Origin of the sequence: Pseudomonas sp. MRSN 12121 (assembly GCF_000931465.1) — a bacterium.
Lineage (GTDB): Bacteria > Pseudomonadota > Gammaproteobacteria > Pseudomonadales > Pseudomonadaceae > Aquipseudomonas.
Genome location: NZ_CP010892.1, coordinates 5,005,648 through 5,025,988 on the forward strand (window position 1 = coordinate 5,005,648; position 20,341 = coordinate 5,025,988).

Sequence of the window (20,341 nt, forward strand, 5' to 3'; positions counted from 1 at the left end):
GGCACCGCAGGTTGCATTGGAATGACATCAACCACGGGCCAGGACCTTGGCCAGCGCCTCGAGGAAACGTGTGTTTTCAGCCGGCAAGCCAATGGTCACCCGCAGGTGATTGGGCATGCCGTAGTTCGCCACCGGACGAACGATCACCCCTTCACGCAACAGACCCTGGAACACCGGCGCGGCAACCCGCCCGAGATCCACGGCGATGAAGTTCCCCCGGGAAGGAATCCAGGTCAGGCCCTGCTCGCGGAAGCCGGCTTCCAGCTGCTGCATGCCAGCCTCGTTCAGGCGGCGGCTCTCGGCCAGATACTCATCATCCTGCAACGCAGCACAGGCCGCCGCCAGCGCCAGGCTGTTGACGTTGAACGGCTGACGCACGCGATTGAGCACATCGGCCACCGTCGCGGTCGACAAGCCATAGCCTACGCGCAGTGCCGCCAGGCCATAGGCCTTGGAGAACGTCCGCGAAACCAGCAGGTTCGGATAGGCCGCCAGGAAATCCAAGCCGTCCGGCAAATCGCTACCTTCGGCATACTCGATATAGGCCTCGTCCAGCACCACCAGCACATGCGCCGGCACGTCCTGGAGGAACTCATCCAGCGCCTCGGCACTGAACCAGGTGCCGGTCGGGTTGTTCGGATTGGCGATGAAGACCACCCGGGTATCGGCGTCGATAGCCTGCAACATGGCCGGCAGGTCGTGCCCCCACTCCCTGGCAGGAACCACACGAGCCTGCGCTCCGACCGCCTGGACGACAATCGGATACACGGCAAAAGCATGCTCGCTGAATACCGCATTCAGACCTGGCGCCAGATAGGCACGAGCGACCAGTTCCAAGATGTCGTTGGAGCCGTTGCCCAAGGTCACCTGCGCCGGCTCGACGCTGCAGCGCTCAGCCAGCAGCGTCTTGAGCGCAAAACCGTTGCCATCCGGATAACGGGTCAGCTCGGCCAGCTCTTCGCGAATCGCCGCCAGCGCCTTGGGGCTGGCACCCAGCGGGTTTTCGTTGCTGGCCAGCTTGACGATTTTTGCCGGATCGATATCCAGCTCGCGCGCCAGTTCGTCCACAGGCTTGCCCGGAACGTACGGCGAAAGTTGTTGCACGCCCGGCTGCGCCAGAGCGAGGAAGTCGCCACTCATTGTTAAAGCCTCAGAGAACCGCTTTCGGGTAGGAACCCAGCACCTTCAGTGCCACTGCTTCCTGACTGATCTTTTCCAGCACACCCTTGATCAATGGATCACGGTGATGGCCGATGAAGTCGATGAAGAACACATAGGTCCATTTGCCGCTGCGCGAAGGCCGGGTTTCGATACGCGTCAGGTCGATACCGTTGTCATGGAAAGGCACCAGCAGCTCATGCAGAGCGCCAGGCTTGTTGCTCATGGAAACGATGATCGAGGTCTTGTCGTCGCCGGTCGGCGGCACTTCCTGGTTACCGATCATCAGGAAGCGCGTGGAGTTGTCCGGGCGATCCTCGATCTTCTCGGCCAGGCGGGTCAGGCCGTACAGGCCCGCCGCCATGTCGCCGGCGATGGCCGCCGAATTCCACTCGCCCTTGACCCGCTTGGCTGCCTCGGCGTTGCTGGACACCGCGACGCGCTCGACATTCGGATAATGGGCATCCAGCCACTTGCGGCATTGCGCCAGGGACTGGGCATGGGAGTAGATGCGGCTGATGCTGTCGGTCTTGGTGTTTTCCCCGACCAGCAGATGGTGGTGGATACGCAGCTCGACCTCGCCGCAGATCACCATGTCGTGTTCCAGGAAACTGTCGAGGGTGTGGTTGACCGCACCCTCGGTGGAGTTTTCCACAGGCACCACGCCAAAGTTCACCGCGCCCGCAGCCACTTCACGGAAGACTTCGTCGATCGCCGCCATCGGCTTGCTGATCACTGCATGGCCGAAATGTTTCATGGCCGCCGCCTGGGTGAAAGTACCCTCCGGACCGAGATAAGCCACTTTCAGCGGCTGCTCGAGCGCCAGGCACGAAGACATGATTTCACGGAACAACCGCGCCATCTCTTCGTTGCCCAGCGGTCCCTGGTTACGCTCCATCACCCGCTTGAGCACCTGAGCCTCACGCTCAGGACGGTAGAACACCGGCACTTCGCCTTCGGCCAGCGAGGCCATCTTTACTCGCGCGACTTCCTGGGCGCAGCGCGCGCGCTCACTGATCAACTCCAGGACCTTTTCGTCCAGGGCGTCAATGCGCAGGCGCAGTGCCTTGAGTTCTTGCTCAGACATTAGCCATGTTCCTTCTCGAACTCTGCCATGTACGCCACCAGCGCGTTGACCGCGTGGATGTCAACGGCGTTGTAGATGGAAGCGCGCATGCCCCCCACCGAACGGTGCCCCTTGAGATTCAGCAGGCCACGCGCTTCGGCGCCTGCCAGGAACGGCTTGTCCAGGCGATCGTCGGCCAGGCGGAAAGGCACGTTCATCCACGAGCGATCCGACTTGTTGATCGGGTTGCTGTACAGGCCGCTGGCATCGATGAAGTCATACAGGGTGCGCTGCTTGACTTCGTTGAGCTTGGCGATGGCTTCGACACCGCCCTGCTCCTTGAGCCACTCGAACACCAGGCCGGACAAGTACCAGGCCAGGGTCGGCGGCGTGTTGTACATCGAGCCGTTGTCCGCGGCGACCTTGTAGTCGAGCATGGTCGGGCACAGCGAACGCGCACGCCCCAGCAGGTCCTCACGAATGATATTGACGAGGATGCCGCTCGGACCGATGTTTTTCTGCGCGCCGGCATAGATCATGCCGAACCGGGAGATATCCACAGGGCGCGAAAGAATGTCGGAAGACATGTCGGCCACCAGCGGAACGTCGCCGGTTTCCGGGATCCACTGGAATTCCAGGCCACCAATGGTTTCGTTCGGTGCGTAATGCACGTAGGCCGCGTCTTTCGACAACTGCCATTCGTTCTGGCCGGGGATGGCGAAGTAGTCGTAGGGCTTGGCAGTGGCAGCCACATTGACATGACCATAGCGCGAAGCTTCTTCGATGGCCTTCTGCGACCAGATACCGGTGTCGATATAGTCGGCCGAGCCGTTTTCCGGCAGCAGGTTCAGTGGAATCTGAGCAAATTGCTGGCTGGCGCCGCCTTGCAGAAACAGCACTTTATAGTTCGAGGGGATATTCAGCAGATCACGCAGATCCTGCTCGGCCTTGGTGGCAATGGAGACGAACTCATCGCTGCGATGGCTCATCTCCATGACCGACAGGCCCTTGCCGTGCCAGTCCAGCAGTTCGGCCTGGGCACGCAACAGGACAGCTTCAGGTAGCGCAGCGGGACCTGCGCAGAAGTTATAGGCTCGTTTGCTCACATCCACTCTCGCTATGCATTCACGGTAGCGGACAGAGCAAACACTCTGCCCTGCTACGATTTATTTAGTCTTGCGACTCTTCTTCGCCTGCGGCGTCAGCCTGTTGGCCTTCGACGCCATCGTCGGAGTCGGCCACCGCATCCAGCACGGTCCCCTCGAGTACCTCGCCGTCCTCGTCATCCAGCTCGTCGCCTTCGACTTCGGATGGCTCCTGCACCCGCTCCAGGCCCACCAGCGTTTCATCGTTGGCCAGCTTGATCAGGGTCACGCCCTGGGTGTTACGACCCAGGCTGGAAACTTCGTCCACCCGGGTGCGCACCAGGGTGCCCTGGTCGGAAATCAGCATGATCTCCTCGCCGTCGAGCACCTGGACCGCGCCGACCAGACGGCCGTTACGCTCGTTGCTGACCATGGCGATAACGCCCTGGCCGCCACGCTTGTACTCGGGGAACTCGGTGATGGCGGTACGCTTGCCATAACCCCGCTCGGAAGCGGTGAGGATCTGGCTGCCTTCTTCCGGAATCAGCATGGAAATCAGCTTCTGCCCTTCCGGCAGGCGCATGCCGCGCACACCGCGGGCGGTACGGCCCATGGCACGCACGTCGGATTCCTTGAAGCGGGTTACCTTGCCACCGTCGGAGAACAGCATCACTTCGCGCTCGCCATCGGTGATCGCGGCGGAAATCAGCACATCGCCCTCGTCCAGTTCCAGCGCGATCAGGCCAACGCTGCGCTGACGGCTGAAGGATTCCAGCGGAGTCTTCTTCACGGTGCCGTTAGCGGTTGCCATGAAGATGTAGTGACCTTCGGTGTATTCCTCGACCGGCAGCATGGTGGTGATGTATTCACCGTCATCCAGCGGCAACAGGTTGACCAGCGGACGACCGCGGGCGGCACGGGAAGCCTCGGGAATCTCGTAGGTTTTCAGCCAGTAGACCTTGCCCTTGCTGGAGAACAGCAGCAGCGTGGTGTGGCTGTTAGCCACCAGCAGGTGCGCGATGTAGTCCTCGTCCTTGACGCCGGTCGCCGACTTGCCTTTGCCACCACGACGCTGGGCCTGGTAGGCAGCCAGCGGCTGGGTCTTGGCATAGCCGCCATGGGAAATGGTCACGACGCGCTCTTCTTCCGGAATCATGTCGCCCAGGGTCAGGTCGAGACGGGCATCGAGGATTTCGGTGCGACGCACATCGCCGTATTCGGCGCGGATCACTTCCAGCTCTTCGCGGATCACTTCCATCAAGCGCGTGGCGCTGTTGAGGATGCGGATCAGCTCGCCGATCTGGTTGAGGATCTCCTGGTACTCGGCCAGCAGCTTTTCGTGCTCCAGGCCGGTCAGGCGGTGCAGACGCAGTTCCAGAATGGCTTGCGCCTGTTCTGGAGAGAGGAAGTACTTGCCGTCGCGCAGGCCGTACTGTGGGTCGAGGTTTTCCGGACGGCAGGAATCCGCACCGGCACGCTCGACCATGGTCATCACCGCGCTGGATTCCCACGGCGTGCTGACCAGCGCTTCCTTGGCTTCCGACGGAGTCGGCGAGGCCTTGATCAGGGCGATGACCGGGTCGATGTTCGACAGGGCAACGGCCTGGCCTTCGAGGATGTGGCCGCGCTCACGGGCCTTGCGCAGCTCGAACACGGTACGGCGGGTCACCACTTCACGGCGGTGGCGCACGAAGGCTTCCAGCAGGTCCTTGAGATTGAGGATCCGCGGACGGCCATCGATCAGCGCAACGATGTTGATACCGAACACGCTTTGCAGCTGGGTCTGGGCGTAGAGGTTATTGAGGATCACCTCCGGCACCTCACCACGACGCAGCTCGATTACCACGCGCATGCCATCCTTGTCGGACTCGTCGCGCAGCTCGGTGATACCTTCGAGTTTCTTCTCTTTAACCAGCTCGGCGATCTTCTCGATCAGACGCGCCTTGTTCAGCTGGTAAGGCAGTTCGGTGATGACGATCTGCTGGCGGCCACCGACCTTGTCGATGTCTTCGATGATCGAGCGGGCGCGCATGTAGATACGGCCACGACCGGTACGGTAGGCCTCGATGATGCCTTCGCGACCGTTGATGATCGCCGCGGTCGGGAAATCCGGACCGGGGATGTGCTGCATCAGCTCGTCGACGGTCAGCTCGGGGTTGTCGATCAGCGCCAGGCAACCGTCGATGACTTCACCGAGGTTGTGCGGCGGAATGTTGGTCGCCATGCCCACGGCGATACCGCTGGAACCGTTGACCAGCAGGTTGGGGATCTTGGTCGGCATGACCGCAGGGATCAGTTCGGTGCCGTCGTAGTTCGGTACCCAGTCCACGGTTTCCTTGTGCAGGTCGGCCAGCAGCTCGTGCGCCAGCTTGGTCATGCGCACTTCGGTGTATCGCATGGCCGCCGCGTTGTCGCCGTCGACCGAACCGAAGTTACCCTGGCCGTCTACCAGCAGGTAGCGCAGGGAGAATGGCTGGGCCATACGAACGATGGTGTCGTACACCGCGATATCACCGTGCGGGTGATACTTACCGATCACGTCACCGACAACACGGGCAGATTTCTTGTACGGCTTGTTCCAGTCGTTACCGAGCTCGCTCATCGCGTACAGCACACGCCGGTGCACGGGCTTCAAGCCATCGCGCGCATCAGGCAGTGCCCGCCCGACGATTACGCTCATCGCGTAGTCGAGATAGGACTGTTTCAGCTCGTCTTCGATATTGACCGGGAGGATTTCTTTGGCCAGTTCGCCCATGAGAAGCCTGATTCCTTTTTCTGGTGAAACTTCGTCACATCCATATGGGACGAACGAAGCTCGCCGCTGCAGGCCTAGTGCCATGCACCGACTTACGACAAATCAACAAGTTAAGCCATGGATTTGCGCAGTGAAGGCAGCCACTTCGGACCGCCTTGGAAACCGCCGGATGTTATCACAATCGCCGCCACGCACCTATCCCCCTGATGCGCATGGAGCATAGTTAGTTGACCGGTGACAGGCTGATAAGAGACGAGAGAAGCTCTGAGGCAGATTTCGCGCGTAAATACAGATTTTTTCCGCGGCGGACGGCCACCCCACGGCACCCGTCATCGACACGTCGCACGAAATGATTTCAGTGCAGGCGCTTGCGACACATCAACTGGGCCAGCTTCGCGGTGTCGGGACGCTCGACCAGGCCCTTTTCGGTGACGATGGCGTCGATCAGGTCCGCCGGGGTGACGTCGAACACCGGGTTGTAGACCGCCACATCCGCCCCGACCCTCTGACCGCCAACCTCCAGCAGCTCCTTGCCATCGCGCTCTTCGAGCGGGATATCCTCGCCACTGGCCAACGCCATGTCGATGGTCGAGCTGGGGGCGACCACCATGAAGCGCACGCCATGGTGCATGGCATTGACCGCCAGTTGATAGGTACCGATCTTGCTGGCCACATCGCCGTTGGCGGTGATGCGATCCGCCCCCACGACCACCCAGGTCACGCCCTTGGTCTTCATGATGTGCGCGGCAGCGGAATCGGCATTCACGGTCACCGGGATGCCTTCATTGGCCAGCTCCCAGGCCGTCAGCCGCGAGCCTTGCAACCAGGGCCGGGTTTCGTTGGCATACACCCGCTCCACCATGCCCTCGAGAAAGGCCCCGCGGATCACTCCCAGGGCCGTGCCGAAACCACCGGTGGCCAGGGCCCCGGTATTGCTGTGGGTCAGGATCGCCTGGGCGTTGCCCTGATGCTTGCGAATCAGCTCGACACCCAGTTGCGCCATGGTCAGGTTGGCTTCGCGGTCGCTTTCATGAATGGCCAGGGCTTCCGCCTCCAGCGCCGCCAGCGGATCGGCGTGCCGCTTGAGGCGTTCCAGGCGTTCGCGCATGCGGCTCAACGCCCAGGACAGGTTGATCGCGGTCGGACGCGCACCCGCAAGCAGCGCGAAGTCCTCTTCGATTGCCGATTGCCAGTCACCACCGCCGGCAACCCGCGCGCGCGCCGCCAGGACCACGCCATACGCGGCGCTGATACCGATCGCCGGCGCGCCACGCACTACCATGTCGCGAATGGCTTGCGCGACATCGGCCACAGCGGTGCAGGCAATCCAGCGCTGCTCGGAGGGCAAGGCACGCTGATCGAGCAGATACAGGGCGTCGTCCCGCCAATCGATGGCCTTCACCTTCTCTGCCGCCAACAGTCGCTCGCGCATCCCTCACCCCGCACTCATGAACAAAAGCCGCCGATTATAGCGAGCCCCCGGCGAAGACGCTCGGGTATACTTCGCCATCTTCCATACACACCCTGGAACCGATCTTCGATGCCGAAACCTGTCGCTGCCCTCGACCTGCTCCTGCTGCCGACCTGGCTGGTGCCTGTGGAACCGGCCGGCGTAGTGCTCAAGGAGCATGGCCTGGGCATCCGCGACGGGCGCATCGCATTCATCGGTCCACGCGCCGACGCCATGAAACTGCAAGCTGCCGAGGTCCGCGAATTGCCGGGTATGCTGCTGGGCCCAGGCCTGGTCAACGCTCATGGCCACGCGGCGATGACCCTGTTCCGCGGCCTGGCCGACGACCTGCCGCTGATGACCTGGCTGGAAAACCACATCTGGCCCGCCGAAGCCAAATGGGTCGATGAAGCCTTCGTCCGCGACGGTACCGACCTGGCCATCGCCGAACAGCTCAAGGGCGGCATCAGTTGCTTTTCCGATATGTATTTCTTCCCCAAGGTGGCCAGCGAATGCGTGCACAACAGCGGCATTCGGGCGCAGATCGCGATTCCGCTCCTCGACTTTCCGATTCCCGGCGCCAGCACCGCCGACGAAGCCATTCGCCAGGGCGTCGAGCTGTTCAGCGACCTCAAGCACCATCCGCGCATCAAGATTACCTTCGGCCCCCACGCCCCCTACACGGTCGGCGACGAAACCCTGGAGAAAATCCGGATCATCGCCGAAGAGCTCGACGCCTCGATCCACATGCATGTCCATGAAACGGCCTCCGAGGTCCAGCAGGCTGTTGCCCGGCATGGCGAGCGGCCTCTGGCCCGACTGGCACGACTCGGGCTGCTCGGCCCGCGCTTCCAGGCCGTACACATGACGCAAATCAGCGATGACGACCTGGCTTTACTGGTAGAAACCAACAGCAATGTCATTCACTGCCCGGAATCGAACCTGAAACTGGCCAGCGGCTTCTGCCCGGTGGAACGGCTGTGGCAGGCAGGCGTCAATGTGGCGATCGGCACCGACGGCGCCGCCAGCAACAACGACCTTGACCTGCTCGGCGAAACCCGCACCGCCGCCCTGCTGGCCAAGGGCGTGGCCGGTTCGGCCACCGCGCTGAACGCACACCAGGCGCTGCGCATGGCCACGCTCAATGGTGCGCGAGCCCTGGGCCTGGACGGCGAGATCGGCTCGCTGGAGCTCGGCAAGGCCGCGGACCTGGTGGCCTTCGACCTGTCCGGCCTGGAGCAGCAACCGATCTACGATCCGGTGTCGCAGCTTATATATGCCACCGGGCGCGACTGCGTGAAACATCTTTGGGTCGCCGGCAAGCAATTGCTCGACGACCGGCGCCTGACGCGCCTGGACGAACAACAGCTGCACGCCACGGCGACAGCCTGGGGCCGGCGCATCAGCGGCCATACCGAATAGCAGGAACCCTCGGGCCACGGCTCGAGAGCGACAGCAGAATTTTCCAGATTCAGAGGATTACCCCATGAGCAACGTCGACCACGCTGAAATCGCCAAATTCGAAGCCCTTGCCCACCGCTGGTGGGACCGCGAGAGCGAATTCAAGCCCTTGCACGACATCAACCCGCTGCGGGTCAACTGGATTGACGAACGCGTCAACCTGGCCGGCAAGAAAGCCCTCGACGTCGGCTGCGGCGGCGGCATCCTCAGCGAAGCCATGGCGCAACGTGGCGCCACGGTCATGGGCATCGACATGGGCGAGGCGCCGCTGGCGGTGGCCCAGTTGCACCAGCTGGAGTCCGGGGTGAGCGTCGAATACCGACAGATCACCGCCGAAGCCCTGGCCGAAGAGATGCCCGAGCAGTTCGACGTCGTCACCTGCCTGGAAATGCTTGAGCACGTGCCTGATCCGTCCTCGGTGATCCGTGCCTGCTTCCGCATGGTCAAGCCGGGTGGCCAGGTGTTCTTCTCCACCATCAACCGGAACCCGAAGGCCTACCTGTTCGCGATCATCGGTGCCGAATACATCATGAAGCTGCTGCCGCGCGGCACCCATGACTTCAAGAAGTTCATCCGCCCTTCGGAACTGGGTGCCTGGAGCCGCTCCGCCGGCCTGACCGTCAAGGACATCATCGGCCTGACCTACAACCCGCTGACCAAGCACTACAAGCTGGCCGCCGATGTCGACGTCAACTACATGATCCAGACCCTGCGGGAGGAATAAGCCCATGCGTATCAGAGCAGTTCTTTTCGACATGGATGGCACCCTGCTCGACACCGCGCCGGACTTCATCGCCATCTGCCAGGCAATGCGCGCCGATCGCGGCCTGGCGCCGATCCCGGACAAGCATATCCGTGACGAAATCTCCGGCGGTGCCCGGGCGATGGTGGCCGTCACCTTCTCCATGGACCCGGAGTCCCCGGGATTCGAGGAACTGCGCCTGGAATTCCTGGAGCGCTACCTCAAGCATTGCGCCGTGCACAGCAAGCTGTTCGACGGCATGGCCGAGCTGCTGGCCGACATCGAGAAGGCCAACCTGATCTGGGGCGTGGTCACCAACAAGCCGGTGCGTTTTGCCGAGCCGATCATGCGCCAACTGGGCCTGGCCGAGCGCTCTGCCCTGCTGATCTGCCCGGACCACGTGAAGAACAGCAAGCCGGACCCGGAACCGCTGATCCTCGCCTGCAAGATGCTCGACCTCGATCCGGCCAGCGTCTTGTTCGTCGGCGACGACCTGCGCGACATCGAGTCGGGTCGCGATGCCGGCACCAAGACCGCCGCCGTGACCTACGGCTACATCCATCCGGACGACAACCCCAGGCACTGGGGCGCCGATGTGGTGGTCGATCACCCACTGGAACTGCGCCAGCTCCTGGACCAGGCGCTGTGCAGCTGCTGACGGCCAAGCCTTCGCTTCTGATTTCCCGAGGTTTTTATGTTTGATTATTCCGCCCGCCCCGAACTGCTCAAGGACCGGGTCATCCTGGTCACCGGCGCCGGCCGTGGCATCGGCGCCGCCGCCGCCAAGACCTTCGCCGCCCATGGCGCCACGGTACTGCTGCTGGGCAAGACCGAAGCCAACCTGACCCAGGTCTACGACGAGATCGAAGCCGCTAGCCATCCGCAGCCGGTGGTGATTCCGTTCAACCTGGAAACCGCCCTGCCACACCAGTACGACGAACTGGCCGCCATGGTCGAGGCCGAATTCGGCCATCTCGACGGCCTGCTGCACAATGCGTCGATCATTGGTCCGCGCACACCGCTGGAACAGTTGTCGGGCGAGAATTTCATGCGGGTGATGCAGGTCAACGTCAACGCCACGTTCATGCTGACCAGCACCCTGTTGCCACTGCTCAAGCTGTCCCAGGATGCGTCGGTGGTGTTCACCTCCAGCAGCGTCGGGCGCAAGGGGCGCGCCTACTGGGGTGCCTACGGCGTGTCGAAGTTCGCCACCGAAGGCCTGATGCAAACCCTGGCCGACGAAGTCGATGGCGTGGCGCCGGTACGGGCCAACAGCATCAACCCGGGCGCGACCCGCACCAGCATGCGCGCCCAAGCCTATCCGGGAGAAAACCCGAGCAACAACCCGGCCCCCGAGGAGATCATGCCGGTCTACCTCTACCTCATGGGCCCGGACAGCGCCGGGATCAACGGCCAGGCCTTCAACGCCCAGTAAACCTGCCCTTGGCCGCGACGGAATACCGTCGCGGCACCTCCGCACTCACGGCATTGGCCCCGATAAAGCCAGGCAAATGCCGCCCTGAGCGCGCCCCATCGCGACACTTTCATTCAAGCCTCTGAATTCAAAAGCCTTTTATCCGGCTGAACCGCGTGGCACGACTTTCGCTCTAATCTTGCGCAGATACGCAGCCTATTGGCGAAACCCGGCAGCGATCGGGCGGGGCTTATAACGGGTCGTAAAGCGGATTAGACTGTGGGCTATTGTCCTGCGGGACTGATGGAACAGTATGACGTGCAGCCCTGAGCCGCTCTCACCCAGCCAGTAAGACTGCATTACATGCTCAGGGGCTCACGCCATATGAAAACACCGACCCAGACCAACGCAATTGACTTCGACAGCGCCAAATTGCAACGCCTGGGCTTTGGCCGGCCTTCACCACTGCTACAACGCCCGGTCAGCCTTGCACAATTGCGCCAGCAATTGAGCCTGCAGTTACAGACCAGCCTGGAACCACAACGCATTCTTGGCTTGTTCTACCGCGAAACCCAACGCCTCGTCCCTCTGGATGCGCTGGTCTACCAGCACAAACCCAGCGACCTGCGCCTGGAATTCGGCCAGCGCGGCCACCATTCCGTCAGCTACAGCCTGAGCCATGAAGGCGAGTCCATGGGGGAGCTGGTGTTCCGGCGCAACCAGCGTTTCAGCGACCAGGAACAAAGCCATCTGGAGTCGCTGCTGTCCGCGCTGCTCTACCCCATGCGCAATGCCCTGCTTTATCGGGCCGCCACCCGCAGCGCCCTGCGCGACCCCTTGACCGATACCGGCAACCGGATCGCCATGGACCAGACGCTGCAACGGGAAATCGAGATGGCCCGCCGCCACCTGCACCCGCTGTCGTTGCTGATGCTGGACATCGATCACTTCAAGAAAATCAACGACAGCCATGGCCACAGTGCCGGCGATGAGGTCCTCAAGACCGTGGCCGCCACCATCAAGGCGCAGTTGCGCAATGTCGACATGGTGTTTCGTTTCGGTGGCGAGGAGTTCCTGATCCTGTTGTCCAACACCGGCCGCGATGCCGCTGCCATGGTGGGAGAGCGCTTGCGCCAGGCCGCTCAAGCCAAGGACTACTGGGCAGATGGCACCTTGATCGAACTGACGGTCAGCCTGGGTTGCTCGACCCTGCTGCCGGGAGAGTCTGCCGAAAGCCTGCTGCGTCGCGCGGACAGCGCGCTGTACGTGGCCAAACGCGAGGGTCGCAATCGCCTGGCGATGGCCGGCTGAGCCAAGGCGTCCCCGCTCCCCTCAACCTTGAGCCAGCGCCATCCGTTCACGACCGGCCGGCGCCTTTTCCTGCTGCATGCAGCGCTCCAGGAACAGGTGCATATAGTCGTAACTCTTGCAGATCGCCTGGCGCAGCTCGACCTGCAGGGCCTTGCTCGGATTCGTGCCCGCCAGGGTACAGATGATCTCCAGCGCCTCCCAGGGATGGGCGTCATCGTACTGGGCATGCATTTTCAGCCATTTCATCGCCCGTTTGCGTTCTTCCTCGGGAAAGGCCGCGGCATATACGCCGGAAGAGCAGACCAGCGCCGACCACTCGCCCGTCGCGCCCTCGATGGCATAGTTGGTGGCCGCGATCGCCACGATCAGCGAGTCGGCGGAACTGGTGTGCCAGCACCAATGGCTCAATGCGTGCAGCTCCGGTGGCACCTGCTGCGCTTGCAGATCCTCCAGGCTCACGCCATGGGCGCGGCTCCAGTTCACCCAATAGTCGGCATGATTGAGCTCGACCCGGATATTGCGCATCAGCCAGCGTCGCGCCATGTCTTCCCCGGGATGACGGGCGAAACGGGTCTTGGTCAGGTTCTGCGCCATGTACAGGGCAAACTGCTCCACCACCGGCCAGCCACCGATCAGGTATTGGCGCATGGTCTTGTTGCTGAGCTGGTTGTCGCGCATGCGCTGGTACAACTCGTGCTCGACCACGCGGCGCTTGCTCTCGCTGCAGTCCTGAATCAGCTGCTGGGCCCAGGCGGGATAACTGGCGGCGTCCATGAGCGGACCGGTCCTGTTGAATGCGTCGATCACTGTCGGGGCTCCTTTTGAGGGTGATGTACGGATCAGCGAAAGATTCAACGGAACGTGCCAGGAGCCTTGAACAACAGCGGCTGTGGTCGCGAAGGACGGCGCTGCAGACTGTCGCAGGTGAAGAGTTGCGGGCGCTCGATCAGGTAGCCCTGAGCGTAATCCACGCCGATCTCCAGCAATGCCTGCTCAATCTGCGGTGTTTCGACAAACTCGGCAATCGTGCGTTTGCCCATCACATGACCGATATGGTTGATCACCTCGACCATCGCGCGATTGATCGGGTCGTCCAGCATATCCTTTACGAAACTTCCATCGATCTTCAGGAAGTCTACAGGCAAATGTTTGAGATACGCGAATGACGACATTCCCGCGCAAAAGTCGTCCAGCGAGAAATGGCAACCCAAGCCCTTGAGTTCATTGATGAACCGAATGGCGCTGCCCAGATTGGAGATGGCACTGGTCTCGGTAATCTCGAAACAAATCAGGTCCGGCGGGATTCCATGGACACTGAACTGTTCGCGCAGGAAATCCAGGAAGGCATCATCGCCAATGGTCGCGCCCGACAGATTGATCGCACACATCGCCAAGGGGCCTTCGCGCTCTTCGCGAATGCACTGAGCAATGATCTTGAACACGTTCTCCACCACCCAGCGGTCCAGGGAGGTCATCAAGCCATAACGCTCGGCGGCCGGAATGAAGCTGTCGGGGAGAATCATGCGTCCGGCCTCATCGTGCAGGCGCAGCAGAACCTCGATATGCCCACCTGGGCGGTCCACATACCCCAGAGCGGCTATCTCCTGGGCATACAGACAGAAACGATTTTCCTCCAGGGCCATGTGCAGGCGCTGGACCCAGGCCATTTCACCGAAGCGCAGGGACAACTCCGAATCGTCCGCGTGATAGACCTGAACCCGATTACGCCCTTTCTCCTTGGCCATGTAGCACGCCATATCCGCGGCTCGCAGCGAGGCTTCGAGGGTGGTCGGGGTTTGCGCCACATGCACTAGGCCGATGCTGACCGTGGTGACGAACGGCCTGCCCTTCCAGACAAAATGCAGGTTCTGCACCGTCTGGCGCAGGCCTTCGGCGATCTTTTCCGCCGCTTCCGGCGAGCAGTTCTCCAACAGGATGCCGAATTCGTCGCCCCCCAGGCGCGCCAGGGTATCGCCCTCGCGCAGACCCGACTGGAGCAAGGCACAGATATGCCGGAGCAGTTCGTCCCCTGCCGCATGGCCGCAGGTGTCATTGACCAGCTTGAACTGGTCCAGGTCGAGGAACATCAGCGCATGCCGCCCCGATTGCCGGGTCAGGTTATGCAGCGCCTGTTCCAGGCGGTATTCGAACTCACGGCGGTTGGCCAGCCCGGTCAACGCGTCGTGGGTCGCCTGCCACGACAGATTGGCAATGTACTGGCGCTCCTGGGTCATATCGTGCAACACCAGCACGGTGCCGCTGACTTTGCCGGCGTTCTGGATCGGCGCGCCGACCAGCGTCACCGACACCGTACTGCCATCGAGCCGCTGGATCAGCTTCGAGTGCTCGCTGCCGCCACTGAGGTGCCCACTGAGGATGTGCTCGATCAGGGTGAAACCTTCGGCCTGGGCATTTTCATCCAGCAGGTTGAACAAGGCTGCCAGCGGTAGCCCCGCGGCCTGCTCGGCCTTCCAGTGGGTCAGCTCCTCGGCGGCCGGGTTCATGTAGGCGATCGCCCCATCCACGTCCGTGGTGATGACGCCGTCGCCAATGGATTGCAGGGTGATCTGCGCCCGCTCCTTCTCCAGCTGCAAGGCGTTGGCAAAGGCATGACGCTGCGCCAGCAGTTTATGGGTGCGCAACAACGCCAGGACAATCAGCCCCAGCGCAGTGGCCAGGTTGGTGACCAGCAACAGCCGCAGGATGACCCGCGAGCCCTCGCCCAGTGCGTCGCTGAAGGCCTTGGCCGCCGGCGTCACGCCGTCGTTGATGGCGAAGATCTGGTTCTTCCAGCGCCGGATATCGGCGTCGGATGCCTGGTTGCTGGTGATGCCCTGGTGCATTTCACGGGCCACGTCATCCAGCTGCACCAGGTAGCTGTCGCCCACCGTCCATAGGTCGATGGCTTTTTCCAGGTAGCTGAAATGGCGGAAATTCAGGTACAGCCAGATCACGCTGTCGCTGTCGTCGGGGTGGTTGCCGCCCTTGAGGATGCCCGCCCGGGCAGCGGCCAGGTCAGGGGGTTGCTGATCCAGGGCGAGCCGCAGCTCGTGCCCGCCCTGATGCACGGAGATGGCGTTCTGATACTTCAGAAAGATCGACTCATCGCGGCTGTCGGCATACAGGTTGAGGTAGTAGATCGCGTCCTTCTGCCCCTTGGACCAGAGGCTTTCCCCGGCGACATAACCGCGTACCGCCGACAGGACATACAGGCTGAGGCCACCCAACAGCGCCTGGAACAACACCACCGCGATAAAAGGCCAGACGATGCCCAATAACCGCGGGGTTCCGAGAGTCCGCTTTTGCTTCATGAGGTCCCTTGCGTCAGCACAGCCAGATGAACACCCGAGAAAATACCGATCCTGACAGCACAGACTAGGCTAATTTCCGCGCCTTTGAACGCGCGGGCCGCGACGCTCGGGCACGATGCCAGTCAGAGCACGGAGCGACCGTGCTGCAAGAGGGTCATTTCCACCAGGGAATTCAGGCACTAAGCACAGAAAACCGGATAAAACTCAAGGTTGCTGGACTTGCTGCAAATGTCCGTAAAGCTTGGCGTAAAGGCCACCATCGGCAATCAACTGCTGATGGTCGCCATCTTCGGCAATCTGCCCGCCATCGAACACCAGGACCCGGTCCGCCTGTTTAACCGCAGACAGGCGGTGGGCAATGATCAGGGTGGTGCGTCCGTGCAGGAAGCGCGTCAGCGCCTGATGCAGGTTGTACTCGGTGGCGGCATCCAGGGCGGAGGTGGCTTCATCGAGGATCACCACCTTGGGTTCGGCCAGCACCATCCGCGCGATCGCCAGGCGCTGGCGCTGGCCACCGGATAACCGAACGCCGGAACGACCGACGACACTGTCCAGGCCATTGGCCAGGGCACGGACCGTGGCGTCCAGCTGGGCGATTTCCAGCGCCTGCCAGCAGGCTTCGTCCGTGCGCTCGCGGCCCATGGTCAGGTTGGCGCGGATGCTGTCGTTGAACAGCGCCGGATGCTGCAACACCACCGCCACGTTCTCGCGCAGGGTTTCCAGGCCGATCTCCTGCTGGGTCGAGCCGCCAAACCGAATGACGCCCGCCTGCGGCGTATAAAGCCCTAGCAGCAGTTGCACCAGGGTGCTTTTACCGCCGCCGCTGGCGCCGACTATCGCCACCTTTTCACCCGGCTGGATCGACAGGTTCATCTGGTCGAGCACCGGCTCATCGCCATAACCGAAGCTCAGGCCGCTGACCTCGATACCCACGGTCTCGCGCCCCTGGAACGGGTCGATGCCCCCGGCGTACTGCGGCTCGTCGGCCCGCGACAGCAGTTCGTTGATCCGCGACAGCGCGCCACCGGCGGCGTAGTAGGCGTATTGCAGGTTCAGCAGTTGCTCCACCGGGCCGATCATGAACCACAGGTAGCTGAACACCGCCAGCATCTGGCCGATGGACAGGTCGGAAAACAGCACGGTGAGCATGGCCGCCGCGCGGAAGATGTCGATGCCGAACTGGAACAGCAGCCCGCTGGCGCGGTTGGAAGCATCGCTTTTCCATTGCGAGGCCATGGCATAGTCCCGCACGTCCTGGGCCCGCCGACCGAGACGCCCGAGGAAAAAGCCCTGGCGGTTGCCGGCGCGGACCTCCTGGATCGCGTCCAGGGTTTCGGTCAGGGCCTGGGTGAAGCGCGAGGTGCTGTCGTTCTCGAGTTTCTTCAGGTGCTTGACCCGTTTGCCCAACTGCACCGTGGCGTAGATCACCAGCGGGTTGAACAGCAGGATCAGCAGCGCCAGCTGCCAATGCATCCACAGCAGGATGCCGGCCGTGCCCACCAATGTGAGCATCGCCACCAGGAAGCGGCTGAGGGTCTCGCCGACAAACTTGTCGAGGGTATCGAGGTCGGTGACCAGGTGCGTGGTCACCGTGCCACTGCCCAGGCTTTCGTATTCGCCCAGGGAGATGCGCTTGAGGCGCTCGATCAAGCGCAGGCGGATGCGATAGACGATGTCCTTGGCCAACCCGGCGAACAGCCGGGCCTGCAGTACGTTGAACAGCAAGGCCGCGCAACGCAGCAGCAGGGTGACCGACAGCATCAGGCCGATATAGCCGGCGGCGCTCTGCCAACCCGCGGGCAAGGCTTGGTTCATGACTTTCAGCGCGGCATCGCCCTGGCCCAGCAGCACCTCGTCCACCAGCAGCGGCAGCAGCAACGGAATCGGCACGCTGCACAATGTCGCCAGCACGGCCACGCCGTTGGCGATCCACAGGGCTTTCTTGTGCTGCAATGCCAGCCGGCGGACTTCCGCCCAGCTCAAGCGGTCGGCAGGTTCCGGCGCCTGGGGATCACGAACCCGATCAAGCACAGGCGGCACGCTCCAGCCAGCGGCCGAGCAAGGGTGACAACTCGCTCAAGGGCTGGTAGCCGTTGGTCAGCAACGCCAGCTGGCCGTTGCGTTCGGCGAGCAGGGTCGGGAAGCCGGCGATCCCCAGGTCCTGGACCCAGGTGAAATCCGCGGCAGTGGCGGCATGCTGCTCGGCGCGGTCGAACGCTTCGGCGAACTCGATGCGCGGCACGCCTGCCTGTTCGGCCAGCGCCACCAGCACGCTGGCCCGGGTGACATCGAGACCCTCGACATAAAACGCGTGCTGGATCAGCCCCAAAAGTTTCCAGGCGCAATCGGCTGCCAGGCCGCGCGCCGTGACGATGGCACGGCACGCCGGCTCGGTGTCATAGACGAAACCTTCGGGCAAGGCGCCCTCGAACCTGAACGGCTGGCCGGTGGCCTCGGTGACCGCCTGCCAGTGTTCGAAGATATAGCGCCGGGTGGTCGGCTCGAGCGCCGCACCGCTGCCGGTACGCAGGCCACCCACCACCAGATGCACCTCGACGCCCGCCTGCCGCGCCTGCTCGACCAGGGCCTCGGCCACTGGAGCGAAGCCCCAGCACCACGAACACATCGGGTCCATTACATACAGCAGGCGGGCGGACATGGCTCAGGCCTCGGAAGAAGATTGCTTGTAGTTGTAGCCAATCGGGTGCGGCATGTTGCGGGCCTTGGCCAGTTCGATCTGCTTCTGCCGGTCGATGGCGCTGCGGCGGGTTTTCTCGCTCAGCGTGTTCCAGCAATGCGGGCAACTGATACCCGGCACATAGTGCTCGCTGGCCCGGTCTTCGACGCTCACCGGTGTACGGCAGGCATGACATTGATCGTAGTCGCCTTCGCTGAGGTCGTGCCGCACGGTGACCCGATTATCGAAGACGAAGCAGTCGCCCTGCCATTTACTCTCCTGCTGCGGCACCTCTTCGAGGTACTTGAGGATGCCGCCCTTGAGGTGGAAGACCTCGTCGAAGCCTTCGCTGAGCATGTAGCTCGAGGCCTTCTCGCAGCGGATGCCGCCGGTGCAGAACATCGCCACCTTCTTGTGCTTGCTCGGGTCGAAGTTGGCTTTGATGTAGTCGGGGAACTCGCGAAAACTGGTGGTTTTCGGATCGATGGCGCCTTCGAAGGTGCCGATCGAGACTTCGTAGTCGTTGCGGGTGTCGATCAGCAGCACTTCCGGGTCGCTGATCAGCGCGTTCCAGTCCTGCGGTTCGACGTAGGTGCCGACCTTCTTGTTCGGGTCGACGCCCGGCACGCCCAGGGTCACGATCTCTTTCTTGAGCTTGACCTTGGTGCGGTAGAACGGCTGCTCGTCGCAGTACGACTCTTTGTGGTCGATGTCGACCATGCGCGGGTCGCTGCGCAGCCAGGCCAACAGCCCGTCGATGCCTTCGCGGCTGCCGGAAACCGTGCCGTTGATGCCTTCTTCGGCAATCAGCAGGGTGCCCTTGATGCCGTTGTCGAGCATGGCGTTGAGCAGCGGCTCGCGCAGGGAAACGTAATCTTCGAGGGTGACGAACTTATACAGTGCCGCCACGACAATAGGTTGTGTCATGGGTGATTCTCCAGGTGGCTACCCTCGCAAAGGGTGAACCGGATGCAAAAAAAAACGCGCCGGCTTGAGCGGCGCGTTGCGGATTCTAGCAAAAAACCTGTGGTCAGTGCTTGCTGCCGCCGGCGCAGGTCGGCGAGGCCGGAGCCACGCCGATCTTCGCCCATTCCTCTGGCGTGTAGGTATGCAGCGCCAACGCATGGAACTGGCCCATCAGGTCGCCCAGGGTGGCATAGACCTTCTGGTGGCGCTTGACGCTGTTGAGCCCGGCGAACTGCTCGCTGACCAGCACCGCCTTGAAGTGGGTCTGCAGGCCACGGCTGTGCATGTGGCTTTCGTCCAGCACTTGCAGGTGCTCGGGCTGCAATGCGCCGAGCGCCGATTCGATACGTTGTTGCATGGTCATTCCCGGCTCCGCTTACTTCTTCTTCGCCGGAGCGGCCTTAGGCTCGAGCTCGGCGGTCATGTCGGCCAGCAGCTTGTTGACCACCGGCACCGCGCTTTCCAGCTTGGCCTGGGTCATCTGGGCCGATTGCTGGGTCAGCTGCGGCATTTTTTCCAGGACTTTCTTGCCCAGCGGCGACTGGTAGAACGCCACCAGGTCCTTGAGCTCGGATTCGCTGAAATTGCTGGTGTAGAGTTTGACCATGTCCGGCTTCAGCTTGTTCCAGCCGATGGCCTGGTCCAGGGCAGCATTGGCCTTGGCCTGGTAGGTTTCCAGAACGGCTTTCTTCGACTCAGGGGCTTTGGTCTGTTCAAAGCGCTGGGCGAACATTTGCTGCACTTGCATGTACACCGGAGTGCCCAGCTTGTCAGCGTGTGCCAGGGTCAGGAAAGCTTCGGCACTGGCGTTGTGGCTGGCGGTATCGGCAAGAACCTGGCCGCTGGCGCAAACCAGAACAACCGCGGTACAGATGGCACGAAGACGAGTCATCGAGTTTCCTTTTCTAGCAGGCGAGGTATAACCCCAAGGGCGCTCATTCTGCG

17 protein-coding genes are annotated in these 20,341 nt (G+C 62.3%); 5 read left to right on the plus strand and 12 right to left on the minus strand.

Annotated elements, in window-relative coordinates:
• Positions 1-27: 27 nt before the first annotated feature.
• The 5 genes from hisC to mtnA all read right to left on the minus strand — a co-directional run bounded on the left by hisC (position 28) and on the right by mtnA (position 7,496).
• Positions 28-1,140 (minus strand): histidinol-phosphate transaminase, encoded by a 1,113-nt coding sequence (gene hisC / locus TO66_RS22595; protein WP_044464351.1) that lies wholly within the window; start codon positions 1,138-1,140, stop codon positions 28-30.
• A 10-nt stretch (positions 1,141-1,150) separates the two neighbouring features.
• The gene (gene pheA / locus TO66_RS22600) at positions 1,151-2,245 is read right to left on the minus strand and encodes a prephenate dehydratase (protein WP_044464352.1); all 1,095 of its coding nucleotides are present in this window, start codon (positions 2,243-2,245) and stop codon (positions 1,151-1,153) included.
• Positions 2,245-3,330 carry a 3-phosphoserine/phosphohydroxythreonine transaminase gene (gene serC, locus TO66_RS22605; protein ID WP_044466137.1) on the minus strand — a complete coding sequence of 362 codons (1,086 nt, stop codon included), beginning with the start codon at positions 3,328-3,330 and terminating at the stop codon, positions 2,245-2,247. The genes pheA and serC overlap by 1 nt, the downstream gene beginning before the upstream one ends.
• A 64-nt stretch (positions 3,331-3,394) precedes the next feature.
• Positions 3,395-6,064, minus strand: coding sequence for a DNA gyrase subunit A (gene gyrA, locus TO66_RS22610; RefSeq protein ID WP_044464353.1), 2,670 nt, complete (start codon positions 6,062-6,064; stop codon positions 3,395-3,397).
• Positions 6,065-6,419: 355 nt separating this feature from the next.
• Positions 6,420-7,496, minus strand: a complete 1,077-nt coding sequence (gene mtnA / locus TO66_RS22615; RefSeq protein ID WP_044464354.1) for an S-methyl-5-thioribose-1-phosphate isomerase — start codon at positions 7,494-7,496, stop codon at positions 6,420-6,422.
• Positions 7,497-7,604: 108 nt separating this feature from the next.
• On the opposite strand from mtnA, the gene TO66_RS22620 reads away from it, so the two are divergent.
• The 5 genes from TO66_RS22620 to TO66_RS22640 all read left to right on the plus strand — a co-directional run bounded on the left by TO66_RS22620 (position 7,605) and on the right by TO66_RS22640 (position 12,442).
• The gene (locus TO66_RS22620; protein ID WP_044464355.1) at positions 7,605-8,936 is read left to right on the plus strand and encodes a TRZ/ATZ family hydrolase; all 1,332 of its coding nucleotides are present in this window, start codon (positions 7,605-7,607) and stop codon (positions 8,934-8,936) included.
• A gap of 64 nt (positions 8,937-9,000) precedes the next feature.
• The gene (gene ubiG, locus TO66_RS22625) at positions 9,001-9,699 is read left to right on the plus strand and encodes a bifunctional 2-polyprenyl-6-hydroxyphenol methylase/3-demethylubiquinol 3-O-methyltransferase UbiG (protein ID WP_044464356.1); all 699 of its coding nucleotides are present in this window, start codon (positions 9,001-9,003) and stop codon (positions 9,697-9,699) included.
• A gap of 4 nt (positions 9,700-9,703) precedes the next feature.
• A complete protein-coding gene (mupP, locus tag TO66_RS22630) occupies positions 9,704-10,375 on the plus strand; it encodes an N-acetylmuramic acid 6-phosphate phosphatase MupP (protein ID WP_044464357.1) in 672 nt (223 codons plus the stop codon).
• Between the two features lie 36 nt (positions 10,376-10,411).
• The gene (locus TO66_RS22635) at positions 10,412-11,152 is read left to right on the plus strand and encodes a YciK family oxidoreductase (protein ID WP_044464358.1); all 741 of its coding nucleotides are present in this window, start codon (positions 10,412-10,414) and stop codon (positions 11,150-11,152) included.
• Positions 11,153-11,515: 363 nt separating this feature from the next.
• Positions 11,516-12,442, plus strand: a complete 927-nt coding sequence (locus TO66_RS22640) for a GGDEF domain-containing protein (protein ID WP_044464359.1) — start codon at positions 11,516-11,518, stop codon at positions 12,440-12,442.
• Between the two features lie 21 nt (positions 12,443-12,463).
• On the opposite strand, the gene TO66_RS22645 is transcribed toward TO66_RS22640, so the two are convergent.
• The 7 genes from TO66_RS22645 to TO66_RS22675 all read right to left on the minus strand — a co-directional run bounded on the left by TO66_RS22645 (position 12,464) and on the right by TO66_RS22675 (position 20,288).
• The gene (locus tag TO66_RS22645) at positions 12,464-13,216 is read right to left on the minus strand and encodes a TenA family transcriptional regulator (protein WP_409077199.1); all 753 of its coding nucleotides are present in this window, start codon (positions 13,214-13,216) and stop codon (positions 12,464-12,466) included.
• 77 nt (positions 13,217-13,293) lie between these two features.
• Positions 13,294-15,753: an EAL domain-containing protein gene (locus tag TO66_RS22650; protein WP_044464361.1), complete on the minus strand. Its 2,460-nt coding sequence runs from the start codon at positions 15,751-15,753 to the stop codon at positions 13,294-13,296.
• A gap of 204 nt (positions 15,754-15,957) precedes the next feature.
• Positions 15,958-17,784 (minus strand): ABC transporter ATP-binding protein, encoded by a 1,827-nt coding sequence (locus TO66_RS22655; RefSeq protein WP_044464362.1) that lies wholly within the window; start codon positions 17,782-17,784, stop codon positions 15,958-15,960.
• Positions 17,777-18,412, minus strand: coding sequence for a DsbA family protein (locus TO66_RS22660; protein WP_044464363.1), 636 nt, complete (start codon positions 18,410-18,412; stop codon positions 17,777-17,779). The genes TO66_RS22655 and TO66_RS22660 overlap by 8 nt, the downstream gene beginning before the upstream one ends.
• A 3-nt stretch (positions 18,413-18,415) precedes the next feature.
• Positions 18,416-19,357, minus strand: coding sequence for a rhodanese-related sulfurtransferase (locus tag TO66_RS22665; RefSeq protein ID WP_044464364.1), 942 nt, complete (start codon positions 19,355-19,357; stop codon positions 18,416-18,418).
• 103 nt (positions 19,358-19,460) lie between these two features.
• The gene (locus TO66_RS22670) at positions 19,461-19,760 is read right to left on the minus strand and encodes a BolA family transcriptional regulator (RefSeq protein WP_044464365.1); all 300 of its coding nucleotides are present in this window, start codon (positions 19,758-19,760) and stop codon (positions 19,461-19,463) included.
• Positions 19,761-19,772: 12 nt separating this feature from the next.
• The gene (locus TO66_RS22675) at positions 19,773-20,288 is read right to left on the minus strand and encodes a DUF2059 domain-containing protein (protein WP_007932229.1); all 516 of its coding nucleotides are present in this window, start codon (positions 20,286-20,288) and stop codon (positions 19,773-19,775) included.
• Between the last annotated feature and the right edge of the window lie 53 nt (positions 20,289-20,341).

Coding starts and splice junctions, on each gene's coding strand:
- gyrA (WP_044464353.1), bottom strand. CDS start 6,064: ATGGGCGAACTGGCCAAAGAAATCCTCCCGGTCAATATCGAAGACGAG.
- mtnA (WP_044464354.1), bottom strand. CDS start 7,496: ATGCGCGAGCGACTGTTGGCGGCAGAGAAGGTGAAGGCCATCGATTGG.
- ubiG (WP_044464356.1), top strand. CDS start 9,001: ATGAGCAACGTCGACCACGCTGAAATCGCCAAATTCGAAGCCCTTGCC.
- TO66_RS22640 (WP_044464359.1), top strand. CDS start 11,516: ATGAAAACACCGACCCAGACCAACGCAATTGACTTCGACAGCGCCAAA.
- hisC (WP_044464351.1), bottom strand. CDS start 1,140: ATGAGTGGCGACTTCCTCGCTCTGGCGCAGCCGGGCGTGCAACAACTT.
- TO66_RS22645 (WP_409077199.1), bottom strand. CDS start 13,216: ATGGACGCCGCCAGTTATCCCGCCTGGGCCCAGCAGCTGATTCAGGAC.
- TO66_RS22665 (WP_044464364.1), bottom strand. CDS start 19,357: ATGACACAACCTATTGTCGTGGCGGCACTGTATAAGTTCGTCACCCTC.
- TO66_RS22635 (WP_044464358.1), top strand. CDS start 10,412: ATGTTTGATTATTCCGCCCGCCCCGAACTGCTCAAGGACCGGGTCATC.
- TO66_RS22670 (WP_044464365.1), bottom strand. CDS start 19,760: ATGACCATGCAACAACGTATCGAATCGGCGCTCGGCGCATTGCAGCCC.
- TO66_RS22620 (WP_044464355.1), top strand. CDS start 7,605: ATGCCGAAACCTGTCGCTGCCCTCGACCTGCTCCTGCTGCCGACCTGG.
- TO66_RS22650 (WP_044464361.1), bottom strand. CDS start 15,753: ATGAAGCAAAAGCGGACTCTCGGAACCCCGCGGTTATTGGGCATCGTC.
- TO66_RS22675 (WP_007932229.1), bottom strand. CDS start 20,288: ATGACTCGTCTTCGTGCCATCTGTACCGCGGTTGTTCTGGTTTGCGCC.
- TO66_RS22660 (WP_044464363.1), bottom strand. CDS start 18,412: ATGTCCGCCCGCCTGCTGTATGTAATGGACCCGATGTGTTCGTGGTGC.
- mupP (WP_044464357.1), top strand. CDS start 9,704: ATGCGTATCAGAGCAGTTCTTTTCGACATGGATGGCACCCTGCTCGAC.
- pheA (WP_044464352.1), bottom strand. CDS start 2,245: ATGTCTGAGCAAGAACTCAAGGCACTGCGCCTGCGCATTGACGCCCTG.